Annotated in this window: 14 protein-coding genes and 1 tRNA gene; 6 read left to right on the top strand and 9 right to left on the bottom strand. The window is 64.6% G+C overall.

Going from position 1 to position 15,624, the window contains the following annotated elements; translation table 11 throughout:
- Window positions 1–85: 85 nt before the first annotated feature.
- Genes QN084_RS08230 through QN084_RS08220 form a run of 3 tightly spaced genes read right to left on the bottom strand, consistent with a single transcriptional unit; the run spans window position 86 to window position 3,305 of the window.
- Entirely contained in the window at window positions 86–925 is an 840-nt protein-coding gene (locus QN084_RS08230; RefSeq protein WP_021474147.1) for a sugar phosphate isomerase/epimerase family protein, read from the bottom strand.
- Entirely contained in the window at window positions 922–2,136 is a 1,215-nt protein-coding gene (locus tag QN084_RS08225) for a dihydrodipicolinate synthase family protein (protein ID WP_021474146.1), read from the bottom strand. The genes QN084_RS08230 and QN084_RS08225 overlap by 4 nt, the downstream gene beginning before the upstream one ends.
- Window positions 2,136–3,305 (bottom strand): Gfo/Idh/MocA family protein, encoded by a 1,170-nt coding sequence (locus QN084_RS08220; protein ID WP_071416091.1) that lies wholly within the window; start codon window positions 3,303–3,305, stop codon window positions 2,136–2,138. The genes QN084_RS08225 and QN084_RS08220 overlap by 1 nt, the downstream gene beginning before the upstream one ends.
- A gap of 197 nt (window positions 3,306–3,502) precedes the next feature.
- Between QN084_RS08220 and QN084_RS08215 the strand changes: the two genes are divergently transcribed.
- Window positions 3,503–4,540: a LacI family DNA-binding transcriptional regulator gene (locus tag QN084_RS08215; protein WP_021474039.1), complete on the top strand. Its 1,038-nt coding sequence runs from the start codon at window positions 3,503–3,505 to the stop codon at window positions 4,538–4,540.
- Between the two features lie 963 nt (window positions 4,541–5,503).
- Here the strand turns inward: QN084_RS08215 and QN084_RS08210 are convergent.
- Window positions 5,504–6,277, bottom strand: a complete 774-nt coding sequence (locus tag QN084_RS08210; RefSeq protein WP_021474040.1) for a sugar phosphate isomerase/epimerase family protein — start codon at window positions 6,275–6,277, stop codon at window positions 5,504–5,506.
- Between the two features lie 45 nt (window positions 6,278–6,322).
- Entirely contained in the window at window positions 6,323–7,177 is an 855-nt protein-coding gene (locus QN084_RS08205; protein WP_021474041.1) for a LysR substrate-binding domain-containing protein, read from the bottom strand.
- A gap of 151 nt (window positions 7,178–7,328) precedes the next feature.
- On the opposite strand from QN084_RS08205, the gene QN084_RS08200 reads away from it, so the two are divergent.
- Window positions 7,329–8,744 (top strand): MFS transporter, encoded by a 1,416-nt coding sequence (locus QN084_RS08200; protein ID WP_069696811.1) that lies wholly within the window; start codon window positions 7,329–7,331, stop codon window positions 8,742–8,744.
- A gap of 21 nt (window positions 8,745–8,765) precedes the next feature.
- On the opposite strand, the gene QN084_RS08195 is transcribed toward QN084_RS08200, so the two are convergent.
- The 3 genes from QN084_RS08195 to QN084_RS08185 all read right to left on the bottom strand — a co-directional run bounded on the left by QN084_RS08195 (window position 8,766) and on the right by QN084_RS08185 (window position 11,043).
- The gene (locus QN084_RS08195) at window positions 8,766–9,242 is read right to left on the bottom strand and encodes a nuclear transport factor 2 family protein (protein ID WP_021474043.1); all 477 of its coding nucleotides are present in this window, start codon (window positions 9,240–9,242) and stop codon (window positions 8,766–8,768) included.
- A gap of 102 nt (window positions 9,243–9,344) precedes the next feature.
- Window positions 9,345–9,415: transfer RNA gene (locus QN084_RS08190), tRNA-Gly, on the bottom strand.
- A 74-nt stretch (window positions 9,416–9,489) separates the two neighbouring features.
- A complete protein-coding gene (locus QN084_RS08185) occupies window positions 9,490–11,043 on the bottom strand; it encodes a M15 family metallopeptidase (RefSeq protein WP_069696810.1) in 1,554 nt (517 codons plus the stop codon).
- Between the two features lie 195 nt (window positions 11,044–11,238).
- On the opposite strand from QN084_RS08185, the gene QN084_RS08180 reads away from it, so the two are divergent.
- A complete protein-coding gene (locus tag QN084_RS08180) occupies window positions 11,239–11,682 on the top strand; it encodes an SRPBCC family protein (protein ID WP_069696809.1) in 444 nt (147 codons plus the stop codon).
- 57 nt (window positions 11,683–11,739) lie between these two features.
- On the opposite strand, the gene QN084_RS08175 is transcribed toward QN084_RS08180, so the two are convergent.
- Window positions 11,740–13,248, bottom strand: a complete 1,509-nt coding sequence (locus QN084_RS08175) for a CAP domain-containing protein (protein ID WP_259362712.1) — start codon at window positions 13,246–13,248, stop codon at window positions 11,740–11,742.
- Here QN084_RS08175 and QN084_RS08170 point away from each other — a divergent pair.
- The 3 genes from QN084_RS08170 to QN084_RS08160 all read left to right on the top strand — a co-directional run bounded on the left by QN084_RS08170 (window position 13,196) and on the right by QN084_RS08160 (window position 15,567).
- Entirely contained in the window at window positions 13,196–13,894 is a 699-nt protein-coding gene (locus tag QN084_RS08170; protein ID WP_021474047.1) for a hypothetical protein, read from the top strand. The two genes, QN084_RS08175 and QN084_RS08170, sit on opposite strands and share 53 nt — an antisense overlap.
- A complete protein-coding gene (gene dcd, locus QN084_RS08165; RefSeq protein ID WP_021474048.1) occupies window positions 13,888–14,463 on the top strand; it encodes a dCTP deaminase in 576 nt (191 codons plus the stop codon). Before QN084_RS08170 ends, dcd begins: the two co-directional genes overlap by 7 nt.
- Window positions 14,464–14,625: 162 nt before the next feature.
- A complete protein-coding gene (locus QN084_RS08160) occupies window positions 14,626–15,567 on the top strand; it encodes a putative endonuclease domain-containing protein (protein WP_069696806.1) in 942 nt (313 codons plus the stop codon).
- Window positions 15,568–15,624: the final 57 nt, after the last annotated feature.

The following is a 15,624-nucleotide window of genomic DNA, read 5'->3' as shown; positions in this document are numbered from 1 at the left end:
AGCGGATCCCTGCCGTGACCTTGGCAGGGATCCGCTCGTTTGGCTGTGATCCGCCAGGGATTCCCGACCTGACGGATCACAAGTCTCAGGCGTACGGAAGCACGAGCTCCGCGTAGCGCTCCTTCATGGTTTCCAGGACCTTGTCCCCGTCCGCATCCCAAATCTCCTGGTTGAAGATCTCCACCTCGATGTCACCCGTGTATCCGGCGTCCCTGACCCAGGTGCCGATGGTCGCGAAGTCGATGACGCCGTCGCCCATCATTCCGCGCGACAGCAGCGCATCGGCGGCAATCGGCAGGTTGAAGTCGCACACCTGGTAGGAAGCAATGCGGTTTTCGCGGCCGGCGCGTTCGATCTGCGCCTTCAGTTCCGGATCCCACCAGACATGGAAGGTGTCGACGGCGACGCCCACGGCCCTGGCGTCGTAGGGCGCGGCAAGATCCAAGGCCTGGCCGAGGGTGGAAATGAGTGCCCGGTCCGCTGCGTACATGGGGTGCAGGGGTTCCAGCACCAGGCGCACGCCGTTTTCCGAGGCGAAGGGAACCAGTTCCTCGAGCCGGTCCGCGACGCGCTGGCGGGCAGCCACAACATCCTTCTCCTTGGGTGCGAGTCCGCCGACCACCAGGAACAGCTCCCGGGTATCCAGCGCCACGGCCTCGCGGACAGCCTCAAAGTTGTCGGCAAGTGCTGCTGCCTGGCCCTCGGGATCGGCTGCCGTGAGGAAACCGCCGCGGCACAGTGATGAGACCCGAAGGCCGGCGTCCTTGATCAGCTTGGCTGCCTTGTCCAGGCCCGCTTCCGCAACGCGGTCACGCCAAGGGCCGATGGCCGGGATGCCCGCCCGTGCGCAACCGTCGACTGCTTCCGCGAGCGTCCACTTCTTGGTGGTGGCGCTGTTGAGGGAAAGACGCGAGAAGTCGCTCATGCGGCCACCCCGTTGATCCGCAGGTAATCGGACATACGGAAAGCTGCCAGCGACGGGTCCTTCAAGAGCCCGGCCTTGTCTGCCAGCTCGAAGGTCTTCGAGAGGTGCAGCACGGAACGGCCGGAGTGCAGTCCGCCCACCATCTGGAAGCCGGGCTGTCTGCCGTTGAGCCAGGACAGGAAGGCGATTCCGGTCTTGTAGTAGAACGTCGGTGCGCTGAAGATGTGCTTTCCCAGCTCACGCGTCGAATCAAGGATGGCGCGCCCCTCTGCACCGTTGCCGGCGTCGTACTTCTGGAGGGCGACCGACGCGGCCGGATAGATGGCCGCGAAGATGCCCAGCAGCGCGTCCGAGTGGTGGGTGGCGTCGCCGTCGATCAGTTCCGGGTAGTTGAAGTCGTCGCCCGTGTAGAGGCGCACGCCTTCCGGAAGGGCTGCGCGGAGGCCAACCTCATGGGAAGCATCCAGCAGGGAAACCTTCACGCCGTCCACCTTGTCCGCGTGTTCACGGATCAGGCTGAGGAACGTGTCGGTAGCCACGGAAACGTCGTCCGATCCCCAATAGCCGGCCAGTGCGGGATCGAACATGGTGCCCAACCAGTGCAGGATGACCGGCTGTTCGACTTCCTGGAGGAGCGTGGAGTAGACGTGCAGGTAATCGTCCGCGCTGGTGGCCACTTTGGCCAGCGCGCGGGATGCCATCAGGATCACCTTGGGACCGGCTTCGCTGACGACGGCGATCTGCTCGCGGTAGGCCTCGATCACGGCTTTGATGCCGGCTGCGCCGTCCGGGAGGGCTGCTATGTCCAGCTGATCGGTGCCCGCACCGCAGGAAACGAGGTCACGCACGGACTTTCCGGCGATTGCGGCGTTGTTGCCGCCCACCACCGAGGCGGCCTCGGCTCCGGTGCGCTTGATCAGTTGCTGGGTTGCGGCCCAGTCCAGGCCCATGCCGCGTTGAGCGGTGTCCATGGCATCGGCAACGCCCAGGCCGTAGGACCATAGTTCATGCCGGTAGGCGAGCGTGGCTTCCCAGTCGAGCTGGGCCGGGGCGCCGGGGGTGTTGTCAGCAGCGACCTCGGGGATGACGTGGGCTGCGGCATAAGCGCGCCGTGCGGTCAGGGGAGCAGCGGGTTTGGCCCATGTGGTGGCCGCCTGAAGGCGGTATTCGCGGGTACCGCCGTCGTCGGTGGGGAGGATAAGGGACGTCATTAGAGGCTGATCTCCGGGATGTCGATGGTGCGGCGCTCGGCCGAGGACTGAAGGCCGAGTTCGGCCAGCTGCACTCCGCGGGCCGCGGAAAGCAGGCCGAAACGGTGCTCACGGCCGGCGACGACGTCGCGCAGGAATTCTTCCCACTGCAACTTGAAGCCGTTGTCCAGGTCGGCGTTGGCGGGAACTTCCTGCCACTGGTCGCGGAAGGACTCGGTGACGGGCAGGTCCGGGTTCCAGACGGGCTTGGGGGTGTGGGCGCGCTGCTGCGCGACGCACTTGTTCAGGCCGGCGACGGCGGAGCCGTGCGTGCCGTCGATCTGGAACTCGACCAGTTCGTCGCGGTACACGCGCACGGCCCAGGAAGAGTTGATCTGGCCGATGACGTCGTCGCCGCCCGGGGTCTCCAGCTCGAAGATGCCGTAGGAAGCGTCATCAGCCGTTGCCTTGTACTCCTTGCCGGCTTCGTCCCAGCGGGTGGGGATGTGCGTGGCTGTCTTGGCGTTGACGCTCTTGACCTTGCCGATGATGCCTTCAAGGACGTAGTTCCAGTGGCAGAACATGTCCGTGGTCATTCCACCGCCGTCTTCCTTGCGGTAGTTCCAGGACGGGCGCTGTGCCGCCTGAACGTCACCTTCAAAGACCCAGTAGCCGAACTCGCCGCGGATGGAGAGGATGCGGCCAAAGAACCCTTCATCAACCAGGCGGCGCAGCTTCACCAGTCCCGGGAGGTACAGCTTGTCGTGGACGACGCCTGCGGTGACGCCGGCTTCCTTGCCGATCCTGGCCAGTTCGATGGCTTCTTCAAGCGTCTCGGCCGTGGGCTTTTCAGTGAAGGTGTGCTTGCCGGCCTGCATGGCCTTCTTCAGTGTGGCTGCGCGGAGGCTGGTCATGGAGGCATCGAAGATGATGTCCACGGTGGGATCGTTGATCACGGCATCGAGGTCCGTTGTCCACTCGGAAACCTTGTGCAGCTCGGCGAGTTCACGGATCTTGGCTTCGTTTCGGCCCACAAGGATGGGCTCCACCTGGACCTTGGTGCCGTCCTCCAGGGTGAAGCCGCCCGCGTCACGAATGGGGAGGATGGAACGCAGCAAGTGCTGGCGGTATCCCATTCGGCCGGTGATGCCGTTCATGGCGATGCGGATCGTCTTTGTTTCGAAGCCCATGTTTTCTCCAAGTGCCTAAAGTTGCCTGCCGCGACGGTGCGGGCAGTGGATGTCTGCAGGATGGGAAAGCGCATTCCCACTGAATCGATGATGCCTTATGGCGTGGCTGCTTGGCAAGCGCTTTCCCGGAATTGGAGGAATGCTGCCATAATTTCCCTAGCGCCAGTCCCGGGTGCACGCAGAGAAGGAGGGCCGTTGTGGCCGCCAGCACACTGAGCGAAGTAGCGCGCCTGGCAGGGGTTTCCCTGGCAACGGCATCGCGCGTCCTGAATGGATCCTCCCGCAAGCCGGCAGAGGACATCGCCGACCGGGTCCGCCAGGCTGCGGACAAGCTCGGTTATGTCCCCAACGCGCAGGCCCAGGCGCTGGCCAAGTCCAGCTCGGGTTTGATCGGCCTCATCGTGCACGACATCGCCGACCCCTATTTCTCGGCGATTGCCCGAGGAGTACAGGGTGCGGCCCGCGAGCAAAACCGCATGGTCCTGTTGGCCAGCACCTCCGGATCGCCCGCAGAAGAACGTGAAGCCGTGGCCGCGTTTGCGGCGCGGCGGGCTGATTCGATCGTGATCGCCGGTTCACGCTCTGCCCGGGACGAAGACGCTCTGGCCAATGCCGGGCTCGCCGCGGAATTGGACCGCTATTGCCGCAACGGTGGCCATGTAGGGGTGGTCGGCCATCCAGTGGTGGGTGCTTCAACAACCGAGGGCTACCGCGTAGTGGAGGTACCCAACGAAGAACTCGCTGCCGATCTGGCCCGGGAACTTGCAGACTCCCACGACGCTGGGTTCGTGGTGGTGGCGGGACCGGAAGGGCTCTTTACCTCGGACGACCGTGTCCGCGGATTCCAGCGTGGACTTGCGGAAGCCGGCAGGCCTGCCGCCGAGGTTATCCGGACCGGCTTCAACCGTGCAGGTGGTTACGACGCCGGGCTGGCGTTGGCCGAACGGATCACCTCAGCCAAGGACCGCCTCTGCATTTTCGCTGTCAACGACGTCATGGCCATTGGCGTTACCGCGGCCCTCCGTTCCAAGGGGGTATGGATCCCGAGGGACGCCACCATTGCCGGGTTCGACGACATTGAAACCCTCCGCGACTTCCGTCCGGCCCTGTCCACCGTGTTCCTGCCGTTGGAGGAGATCGGCCGCCTGGCTGCCGGAGCAACGGAAGGCGGCTCTGTCACGGGGTCCGTCAAGCTTCGACGCAGTACTGAGGTCCCTGCCGGCGACCCCGCCTGAGGTCGGCCGGGCGATGCTTTTCGCCGCGTTCGCCGGAAACCTGCAGTGACACCCCAAGCTTTCCCACGAACCGCAGCGTTGCGGCGAACTCGGCGGCTGTGCCCGGTTTTCAACAGGCGCCTGAGCCGGATTGGGTCCGAATGGAGCGCGTCGATAGCATGAAAAATGCCACCCGATCGGGTGGCATTTTCTCAATCTCTTTTATCTCCGAGCGTAGGCTTTCGCCCTCAAAACCCGAAGCGTGTACGCAAGACACTACCGAGATAGGCGGGTCCGGTCAATTGCAGTACGCCGAGATACGCAGGGCCATCACCCCTGCCCGACTGACAGCTTTTGACCGTGCGGCGCAAAGCAGAGGCGCCAGCCACGATGACGCCATCAACTTGTACGAGTGGAACGCCGAGCTGGCTTCGGCACTGCTGCTGCCGTTGCACTTGTTTGAGGTAGTGCTTCGGAACGCCATCCACGAAGCACTTACGCGGACGTACCTGGAGAGATGGCCCTGGGACAACCGTTTTTTGTACAGCGTCCCCCAAAAGCACGGGCGCTACGAGCCTCGCAGGGATGTTCAGCAGGCAGCTTCCCGGAACCCCACAACAGGCAAAGTTATCCCAGAGCTCAAGTTCGTATTCTGGGAACAAATGCTTTCCAGCCGGTACGACACAGCGATCTGGAATCCTTTGCTGACCACGGTGTTCCCGAACGTGCCCGAAAGCGAAGGAACATCGGCCGCTGTACGAGGGTTAGCCCGGGACGTGGGCGTGGTCCGTGGCATAAGGAACCGGGTGGCACATCATGAGCCGATTTTCTCCCAGAACATAGACCGCGTCATGGACGCCATCCAGAGAATATCGGCATGCAGATCTCACGATGTCGGCAATTGGGTTAAGGCGTCCCACCGAGTGACCGAGGTTCAGGGCCAGTGTCCATCCTGGTATGCCGGCTCGGCGGCTGTGCCCGGGCTTAGTCCTCGCCGAGGGCGATGCTGTGCAGGAACGTGGCGTCGTTGAGCACGTTTTCCGGGAGGTCGTCCGCGACGAATTCGATCATTACGTCCATGTCTTTCCCATTGCCCCTCAGCACATCGGAGACTGCCTGCCACAGCTGCTTCCGTGACCGCAGGGGTTGGCGTTCAGCTTCCGGACCCCAGGAGAAGCAATGGACGCCCACCACGTGGGGCAGGACCTTGTGGAGCGACTCCAGGGCTTGTTGATCGGAAAGCCCGACGGCGGGCTGCCAGTAAGTGCCCACGTTGCCTTGGCCGACGCGATCCAAGAGGTCAAGGGTGGCCTCGGGGGAGTCGGTGAGGGTGTTGGCGTGGTACTCAAAAGCGATGGAGATTCCGCGTTCGGCAGCGAGCCCTGCAACCCGCCGGGCATCACGGATGACGGCGTCCCGGAGTTCGGCGTCCGCGTCGGCTGAGCCCGACCCGCCTGCCCAGATCCGGATCCTCGGTGCGCCCAGGATCTCCGCAAGCTTGAGCTCCTGCTCGAAGTCCCCGAACGAGCCCGCGCGATAGTAGGAGCCGAGGGAAAGCGCGGTCAGGCCGGCTTCCTCCGAGGCCTCCCGGGCCTTCTCCGCGGAAGCGGTATCGGTGACATGCGCATCCGTTCCCCACTCGATGCCCGCCAGTCCCGCCTCGGAGGCAACGCTGACCACCTCTTCGATACTTGCGGAGCGGAGCGTGACGGAACAGATGCCGGGCGTGAGGTCCGCCAGCGTAGTGAGGTCGATCATCGGCCAAGATTACCGGGAATGCGCTTACCGGGATAGGCCTGACTGCTATGTGGACTTGTTCAGCGTTCTGCCCATGATCGCCTGGGTCAGTGCATCAATGACTTCTGCGTTGGCCAAGGGATTCCGGATCAACGTGAAGTCGACGTCCCCCACCGGTGGCAGCCCGAAGCGTTGGGTGATGACTTTCAGGTCTTCCGGAACCAGGGAAGCGGGCATGACGGCTACTCCGATGCCGGCCCGCACCGCTGCGAGGACGCCGCTGATCTGCTTGGTGCTGCACGTGATACGCCAGGTCCGGCCTGCCGCCTCCAACGCGTCAATCGCAAGCTTCCGGCTCAGGCTCGGAGCGGGGTAGGCGATCAGCGGTACCGGAGCACCCGGTTCCAGGACAGTCTGCTCAAGGCCCACCCAGGCGAAGTTGTCATGCCGGACCACCGTCCCGTCCTTGGCGCCTGCCACCCATTTGACGAACACCAGATCCAGTTGCCCGGCGTTGAGGCGCTTGTACAGCTGGTCGCTCTGGCTCACCGTGAGTTCCAGGTTGATCTGCGGGTAAAGCTGCCTGAACTCGCGGAGGATACGGGGCAGGCCGGTGATGGCCAGGTCGTCAGCGGTTCCGAAGCGCAGGCGGCCCCTCATCGCCGAGCCTGAAAAATATCGGGCAGCGGAGTCGTGTGCTGCCAGGATGTTGCGTGCAAACCCGGCCATGGCGTCACCGTTGTCGGTCAGTCGGACTTCGCGGGTATCCCTGGCCACCAGCACGCGCTTCGCGGCGGTCTCAAGCTTGCGGACGTGCTGGCTCACGGTGGGTTGCGCCAGGCCCAAGCGTTCTGCGGCCTTGGTGAAGCTCAGCGTTTCCGCCACGGCGAGGAAAGAACGGAGCTGGACAGGTTCAAACACGGAACTCCTCGAGGCCTGGCGGAAGGCGGAGTGGCGGACGCCCCATTGCGATCCGCAATCTTAGTTATCACCGCAATACGCTTCCACAATTACTGTTGGCAACCCTAGCGTTAATGGCATTCCACTAAAACCCCTGATCCGAGGACTTCCTTTGGCACCCCCTCCGCCTTCTGCGGCAAACGTCAGCCAGCCCGTCGTCGATTCCCTCTCCGCTGGTCCCATGCCGGTCACGAACCAGCCGGGCACAAACAAGCCGGACACCGCCACCCAGCCACTCGCCGTCGTGAGCGAGAAACTGCCCTGGCGGCACACATTCATTTCACTGAAGGTTCCCAACTTCCGGATCTTCGCCATCGGCCACTTCATTGCCGTCATCGCTGTGTGGATGCAGCGCATCGCGCAGGACTGGATGGTGCTTCAACTCTCCGGCTCCGTCACCGCCGTCGGAATAACCGTGGCCCTGCAGTTCCTGCCGTCGCTGTTCCTGGGACCGTGGGGCGGGATGATTGCCGACCGCTTCGCTAAACGGAAGATCCTGATCATCTGCCAGTCCGCGGCCGCGATCCTGGCGGCAGCGCTGGCGGCCCTCTCCCTGACGCGCGTGGTGGAGGTGTGGCACGTCTACGTGATCGCGCTCCTGTTGGGCTTCGTGACCGTGCTGGACCAGCCCGCACGCCAAGTGTTCGTCAACGAGCTGGTCGGTCCCAAGTACTTGCGCAACGCCATCAGCGTGAACTCCACAACGTTCCAATTGGGCGGGCTGATTGGTCCGGCCCTGGCAGGCTGGCTCCTGACCGCCGTCGGAGCCGGTTGGGCCTTCGCCGGGAACGCCGTGGCGTGCTGTTCCACGGCGACCATGCTCTTCATCCTGCGCAAGGATCAGCTCCACATCAGCCAGCCCACGCCCCGCCGGAAGGGCATGCTGCGCGAAGGACTGAACTACGCGCTCAGCAAGCCGACCATCTACTGGCCGTGGTTGATGGCCGGGTTCGTGGCGGTTTTCGCGATGAGCCTGCCCGTGCTGCTGGCCGCGTTCGCGGACCACGTGTACGACGCCGGTGCCGGAGGCTACGGCCTGCTGAACGCCATGGTTGCGCTCGGTGCGCTGACGGGGGCAGTGGCGTCAGCGCGCCGTCGCCAGCTCCGGCTGCGTTCGGTGGTGGTATCCGCGGGCCTCTACGGACTGATGCTGGTCCTGTCGGCGGCTATGCCCTCCATGGTGTGGTTCTGCGTGGCCATGGTCCTTGCAGGGTTCTGGTGCCTCATGTTCCTGACTGCCGCCAACCAAATGGTCCAGACAAGTTCGAACATGGGCATCCGGGGTCGCGTCATGAGCCTCTACCTGGTGGTGCTCATTGGCGGCCAGGCAATTGGCGGTCCGGTGATGGGCTGGCTCGCCGAACACCTCGGGCCGCAGCTGGGCATCCTGATAGCAGGCGGCGTTCCGGCAACGGCAGCCGCGGTGGTCGCCGTCGTCCTCGCCCGCCGGTCCTCCCTGCAGCTGAAAGTGGACCTGCGCGACCGTCGCCGCGTGGTGCGGATCGTGGAGAGGACACAGACCGCCTGAGGCCTGGCCGGCGTCGGTGGATTACCGTGCCGCTTCAGCCGGTGCTTCCCGGGTTGCCGGCCGGCCATGCGTGACCCGGTGACTGACCCTGTCCGCGGTGTCGACGACGCGGGGGAGATGCTCCACAGGCTCCATATAGAAGCGGGCGCTGTTGATGGCATGCTCTTCCACACCGAAGATCACTACACCCGTCAGCTCGTGGGGTGTTCCGTCGCGCCAGGCACCCTGCATGTGCAGTTCCGTCCACACCTGGTCTGCGGAAACACTGTGCGAGACCATGCGGACCTTGATGTCCGGAACTCCGGTGAAGAGCTGCTCCCAGTTGCTGCGGATAGTGTCGCGGCCCGTGAATCCGCGGGTGGGGTGGGCCGGGGTTTCGTTGACGTAGCCCGGAGCGAAGCACTCCGCCAGGCTTTCCAGATCGTGTTTGTTCGTGGCTTCCAACAGGCGGTGGATGACGGCGAGCGGACCCGCCCCAGCATCGTCGGTGAGAGTCATGGGGGACCTCCCGGGTAGGTGATGTACCTACGATTTTAGGCTCGGGGCGGCACAAGAAAAGACCCCTTGCCCGTGGAACCACAGGCAAGGGGTCTTCGTCTGAGCGGGCGACGGGAATCGAACCCGCGTATCGAGCTTGGGAAGCTAGCGCTCTACCATTGAGCTACGCCCGCATTCGTCCCGGTTGGTGACCGGAGCGAATCCCAGCTTAGCGCAGTTCACGAGCTGTTCCGGACAGAAGCGCGAGCTACTTGAAGAGCTTCAGGCTGTTCCACCCGGAGCCGACCTGTGCATACGTCGTCCACTGCCCGCGGCCCAGTCCGTAGTTGTACAGGTTGCCTTCCATGGTCTGGGCCGTGATGCCCCGCGTTCCCGCGCCTGTCAGACCAAAGCTCGGCGTCAGAACCCGCATGTATTGCCACCCGGTGCCGACCGTCATCGCCGGCCCGTAAAAACCGGCCCAGCCATCACCGCGATAGTTGATGAGTGCTCCCGATGACCTGCGGGCAATGATGTCGTTGGCGCCATCGCCCTCCCAGTCGGCCATGGTGAGTTCGAGGCCGTTCCACCCCGTGCCGATGACCTGCGGGCCGCTGAGTGCTCCACCGAACGTGTTGGGGTAATAGCGCAGGACGCCGTCGGGGAAGTATCCAACCACGGAAGGCCGGGGATGGGCGTGCGACCACTTGCCCACGGTGATGGTCATGCGGTCCCAACCGCCGTTGCCCACCACAACCTGCCCGGCGAAGCCACCTCCGGGAAGTCCCCGGTAGACGCCCAGGACACCGTTGTTCCACTGGGCCAGGATGTCGTACACACCGTCAATGTCCCAGTCCACCACGAAGCCTTGTTTCAGCCCCGTCCAGCCCGAGCCGATCTGAACCGGCGCCGCGTAGCTGCCCACCGCCGTCGCCGGGTAACGCAGCAAGCGGCCGGAAGAATCGGCAGCCACCAGGTCCGCTCCGGACTTGATGCTGGCGGCAGCGGCCGGGTTGCCCGCAAAGTACTGCTCCATGGTGGCGTAGCCGCGGCGGTTCATGTCCGTCGCCAGTGCCACTCCCACGTACCGCAAATGCCACGGTTCGTAGCTGTAGCCCGTGGTTCCGGTGTAGCCGTTGGGGTAGCGCACTATGAAACCGTACTTGTGCGCGTTGGCAGCCACCCACCGTCCGGCCACGGTGTCCCCGAAACACGTGCTCAGGCCGCAGGAACCGTTCTGGTTGCCGACGTCCACCGCCAGGCCGGTCTGGTGCTCGCTGTAGCCCGGCCTCGCGGAAATGGTGTCCGCATATGCCTGGCCGTAGATGCTGACGTAGTAGGCATAGACCTGCTGCTGTTGGGCGTAGGACCGGTAGCCGCTCACGATCGACAGCCCGCCCGTGCCCGCGTCCGCTGCCCCTTGGAACAGGCCGTTCAGCCACGCCGCTGCTTCGGCCCTTAGGTACTGCCCTGAGCCGCGCGCATTGATGAGGTCACCCGGCGCGTAGCTTGCGGGGTTCAGCGGACGGGACTTGTTCACCAGCACGGAGAAACTCGCGGGGTCGCTGATGGGGTCCACGCTTGGCAGCGGGTTCACGGTGGCGGGCAGGGCGGCCTTGGCAACCGACGACGGCGGTGCGGCGTTGGGCATTGCACCCACCCGCGCCGGGGTCATGTGGGCTGCACTTGCCGATGCGGCGGCCGTTGCGTCTGCCGGTGCGGCGACTGCTGCGCTGCCCGCCACCACGGCGAGGCCGGCAGCCAGCCCGACCAGCCGTCGTCGTACTATTGCCGCCCGAGCGCGGTGATCGTGAAGCTGCATGTTTCCCCCAACATCTATTTTTGCCAGCGGCACGCACTCTACCGCGCCCCGGGGTGCCATGTCAGGTAACCATTCGATCAAGGCTCGCCCGAGTGCGTGTTGGAGGCAGGTCCGGCTGATTATTCTGAAGGTGTTAGCTGCAGTGTATGGGGAACCGGGCTACGACCATTCGACCGTACGCCGAAAGAAGTTTCCGTGGCACTCGCAGCCTATGAAGTGGTGATCAACAGGGACGCCATGACCGTTTACGGGTTCCTCATGGATGGCCTTAACAATTCCCTCTGGCGTTCCGGCGTGCGCAGCATTTCGCTGCAATCAGGGGAGCGCGGCCAAAAAGGTGCCGTGTACCAGCAGACGCTGACAGGCCCCGGCGGCCGGTCGATCGCCGCAGACTTCCGGATCACTGACGCGCGGCCCGGAGCGGAAGTCCGTTTCGAAGTCATCGCCGGACCCGCACGCCCCACGGGCGGCTACTACCTCAGCACCGAGGGGGCTGCAACGCGCCTACGGTTTGCCCTCGAATACCACCCCAAAGGCCTGCAAAAGCTGATGGTTGGCATGGTCCAAAAAACCATGGAGGCCGAGGTTGCACAGCTGGAACAGCTTAAGGCAGTGATCGAATCGCGCCCTGCCGCCTGACGTTCGTTGCCGGCCCGGCCCCGGCTGGCTGCGCCGGTCTGCTACTGCGCAGGCTTGCTACTGCGCCAGTTTGAAGCCGGTCCAGCCGCCGCCCACGGACACTGGCGTTGTGAGTCGTCCCGAGGTGAGGTCCCAGTACTCCAGAACGCCGTTCGTGCCCAAGCCCGCGACGCCCGTGCTGCCGGGCCCGTCCACTCCCTGAAGGGAACGCAAGCCGGTGTAGTCGGTCCAGGCCGCACCGACAATCGGCCGTGCTTCCTGGCGCGGAGTGGCCAGCCCGCTGCCGCGGTACAGGCGAAGGTAACCGCTGGCCTCCACCGTGAGCAGGTCCTGGAAACCATCGGCGTTGTAGTCCACCATGCTGAGCCGCACCGCAGGATTGCCTGTGGCGATGGCGGCCTGGCTTCGGATGTACGTCATGCCGGAGTTCTTGTAGAGCCACAACCCGCCCGAACCGTCCATGGCCACGATCTGGGGCAGGCGGTTGGTCGCGCACCACTGACCCACCGCGAGGGTCAGCGATTGCCACCCATGGCCCAGGACGCCGGGCGAGCCGAACCCGCCCGAAGCCCTGCCGGGGTACACCAGGAGCTGTCCATCCGTCCGCTGGGCGATGAGGTCGAACACCCCGTCACGGTCCCAGTCCGAAACGAAGAGTTCCTTGAGCCCGGTGAAACCCTGGGCGATCTTCCGGGCCGCACCGTACTTGGCGTTGCCCAGGGAGGGGTACGAGTACACCGAACCGTCGGCTGCGACAGACACGAGGTCCGCTCCGCTGCGGATGGCGGCTGACTTCAGGTCCACCGTGGGCGGCTGGTATTTATCGCCGGGTTCGCAGGCGGCCACCGGATCAGCCGGAGGGGTGACCGTTCCCGGAGGCGTGCCTGTTCCGCCCGGTTTGGTCACCGTCCCCGACGGCAACGTGGTGTAGCCGAAGAAGTTGACCACGCCCCACATGGTGAAGCGGTTGGGCGTGGTCTGCCAGTTACCGTCGGTGTACGTGATGCCGATGCCGATCACGTTGAACCGGGGATCCCTCAATACGGCATCGTGGCCGGGAGAACCCTTCCACCACTCCACCAACTGTGCGGCGTCGCGGTCCCAACGGACGGCGATCACCTCGCCGGCACCGTTGTTTGGGTTCAAGGCGCGGGGATCCGTCCAGAAGTTGGCCCTGTGCTGGATCACTTCCCGGCTGGCAATGTTGTTGGACCACTCCTGCGCGAGGCCTGCCACGGTTGCGTGGTACTTCACCGGGGCCAGGCCGAGGGAAGCCCGGTAGCTGTTGATGGAGTTGAAAACAGTGAGGATCGCGGCCGAATTACTGTCGGGAAGCAGAGCGAGGGCGCCGTTGTCAGCGTTGGCGTCGCCGCTGGGGGTCTTGCCGGGGAACGGTGTTGGAGCGCTTGTCTGAGTTGTGGCTGTGCCGGTCGGCGTCGGCGTCGGCGTTGGAGTTGCGCTGGGTCCCGTTGCCTTGGTGGGGGTCGGGGTGGCGGTGGGCTTGGGTGACGGAATGGCTGTTGCCGACGGGCTGGCCGTTGCAGTGGGCGCTGCTGTTGGGGCCACCGTGGCGGTGGGCTTGGGTGACGGGGTCACCGTTGCGGTGGGCGCTGCCGACGGCGGCGCGGAAGGTCCGGGTCCAGCGGCGGGTGCAGTCGGCGTCGGGACTGCGGACGCGGACGGTTCGCTCGGTGCCGGTCCAGAGGCACCCGCCCCTGCGCTCTCTGATGGCGTGCCAACCGTGCCCGGGGCGTCCGGACCCCATGACGGTCCGATCGTCGGCACCGGCGGCGGACTCTCAATGGTCGGCTCGACGGCGACTGGCCGGGTTGGCCCTGCAGGTGCCGGAATCGATCCCGGGTCCGTCGCCGGGGTGGACGTGGAATCCCCGCCAACCGCGGGCGTGTCCACCGCAGGTGAGGGTGCCGGCGTCGTACTTGGTTCGGGAGCCTGGAAAGCGGAAGGTGCGCTGCTGGAGGGGGTGGTCCCGCCCCCCGGCGTGGATTCCGTCGCCGGAAGCAGCTGGCTGGATCCGACTATGACCAATGCCACTGTTCCGGCCACGACCATAGCCGCGGGCGCTGCCCATTTCCCCACAATTACCCCGCGAATGCTCGTTGCCCCCAAACCACGGGCGCGGCTTAACTTGTCCGGGAACTATCGTCCCACGGGAGCCGGAACAATCAATACTGTATTTTTGATGCTGTGCTGATCTCTGACCGCGATATTCGTGCCGAAATTGACTCCCAACGGATTGTCCTTGAACCGTACGATCCCGCGATGGTTCAGCCGTCTTCCGTGGACGTGCGGATTGATCGCTTTTTCCGGCTGTTCGACAACCACAAATACGCCCACATCGACCCCGCCGAGGAGCAGCCCGAGCTGACCCGCCTGGTGGAGGTCGAGGGCGACGAGCCGTTCATCCTGCACCCGGGTGAATTCGTCCTCGGTTCCACGTATGAAACCGTGAGCCTTCCGGATGACATCGCGGCGCGGCTGGAGGGAAAGTCCTCCCTCGGCCGGCTTGGTCTTTTGACCCACTCCACCGCCGGGTTCATTGACCCGGGATTCTCCGGCCACGTCACGCTGGAGCTGTCCAACGTGGCAACCCTGCCCATCAAGCTCTGGCCCGGGATGAAGATCGGCCAGTTGTGCTTCTTCCGGCTCACGTCGGCAGCGGAGCACCCCTATGGGTCCGGCGAGTACGGCAACCGCTACCAAGGCCAGCGTGGCCCGACCGCCAGCCGCAGCCACCTGAACTTCCACAGGACGTCCATTTAGCTGTTCCCGCCCGCCGAGGGGTTAGCTCCCGGCGCTTAGGTGGGGGCTTAGTGCCGGGAACTCACCCCTCGGTGGAGGGATCTGGCCGGGACTGCTCCTCCACACTGTGGGTAACCCGTTCGGGGCCCATCTGAGGCGCCTTTGTCGTGCCAAAAATGGTTCATGAGGAAACCTGCGGCCCTGCCTTTCGACATCCAAGGACGTTCGTTCACGTTGTCCCAGCAGAGGGATGCAGGCGTTCCCGAGCACCGAGCGTGGGCCAGTGACTTGCTGGTTCCCAGCCGGGGCATCCGGGTTCCGTGGGGCCAAACCCAGGACATCCGGCACACAGCACGCGTTCTGACGTCGGTCTGTGAGGGGACCGTTTGTGTTCGTGAAACTGCTGCCAAGTTGTGGCTGTGTCCGTTGCCATTGACCACCCAGCGCAGCTTCCTGGTGCACCTGTCCCGGCGTGATGGAACGCACCGGCCGCAACGGCGTGGAGTCCGCGGGCATCGGATGGTCCTGCCCGACGCGGATGTTTGCGAGCTGGACGGCGTGCAGCTGACCACCCCGGCGCGTACGTGGTTGGACCTGGCAAACGTCCTGCCGTTGGAAGACCTGGTGGCGGCGGCCGACCATTTTGTCTGCAGCCAGACCAGGAGTTTTGGACACAACCGCACCGCCCTGTGTTCGCTCGCCGACTTGGCTGCGCAGATCGAAGCAAACGCCGGTCAGCGGGGAATTCGCAAGGCCCGGGCTGCTTTGGAACTCGCGAGGGTAGGTGCCGATTCCGTGCCCGAGACCAAGCTTCGCCTGGCCCTGGGCCGTGCATTCCTCCCCGAACCGGTGCTCAGTTATGTGGTGTGCACTCCGGAGGGGCGGGAAATAGCGTGGCCCGACCTCGCCTTTCGGGAGTTCAGGGTGGCTGCCCATTACGACGGCGGACATCACCTGACTGCCGAGCAGAAAGAATCCGATATTCGCCGGGACGAAGCCCTGGCCGAAAACGGATGGACATCCATAACGGTGACGGCACAGCACATCCGGTCCGGTGGCTATGATGCCGCGGCAAGACGTGTACGGGATGCCCTGATCCGCAAAGGGTGGTCCCCGAGGGGTTAGTTCTCGGGGTTTAGGTGAGGGCTTAGTGCCGAGAACTCACCCCTCGGTGAGGGAGGG

This window comes from Paenarthrobacter sp. R1 (genome assembly GCF_030264015.1).
Taxonomy (GTDB): Bacteria; Actinomycetota; Actinomycetes; order Actinomycetales; family Micrococcaceae; genus Arthrobacter; species Arthrobacter ureafaciens.
The sequence above is the reverse complement of the archived record's forward strand: the minus strand, read 5'-3'. Positions and strand labels throughout refer to the sequence as shown.

What these genes read in the sequence shown, in the direction of transcription:
- QN084_RS08230 (WP_021474147.1), bottom strand. Translation starts at nt 925, where the DNA reads ATGAGCGACTTCTCGCGTCTTTCCCTCAACAGCGCCACCACCAAGAAG.
- QN084_RS08225 (WP_021474146.1), bottom strand. Translation starts at nt 2,136, where the DNA reads ATGACGTCCCTTATCCTCCCCACCGACGACGGCGGTACCCGCGAATAC.
- QN084_RS08220 (WP_071416091.1), bottom strand. Translation starts at nt 3,305, where the DNA reads ATGGGCTTCGAAACAAAGACGATCCGCATCGCCATGAACGGCATCACC.
- QN084_RS08210 (WP_021474040.1), bottom strand. Translation starts at nt 6,277, where the DNA reads ATGATCGACCTCACTACGCTGGCGGACCTCACGCCCGGCATCTGTTCC.
- QN084_RS08195 (WP_021474043.1), bottom strand. Translation starts at nt 9,242, where the DNA reads ATGACTCTCACCGACGATGCTGGGGCGGGTCCGCTCGCCGTCATCCAC.
- QN084_RS08185 (WP_069696810.1), bottom strand. Translation starts at nt 11,043, where the DNA reads ATGCAGCTTCACGATCACCGCGCTCGGGCGGCAATAGTACGACGACGG.
- QN084_RS08170 (WP_021474047.1), top strand. Translation starts at nt 13,196, where the DNA reads ATGGCTGTTGCCGACGGGCTGGCCGTTGCAGTGGGCGCTGCTGTTGGG.
- QN084_RS08160 (WP_069696806.1), top strand. Translation starts at nt 14,626, where the DNA reads ATGAGGAAACCTGCGGCCCTGCCTTTCGACATCCAAGGACGTTCGTTC.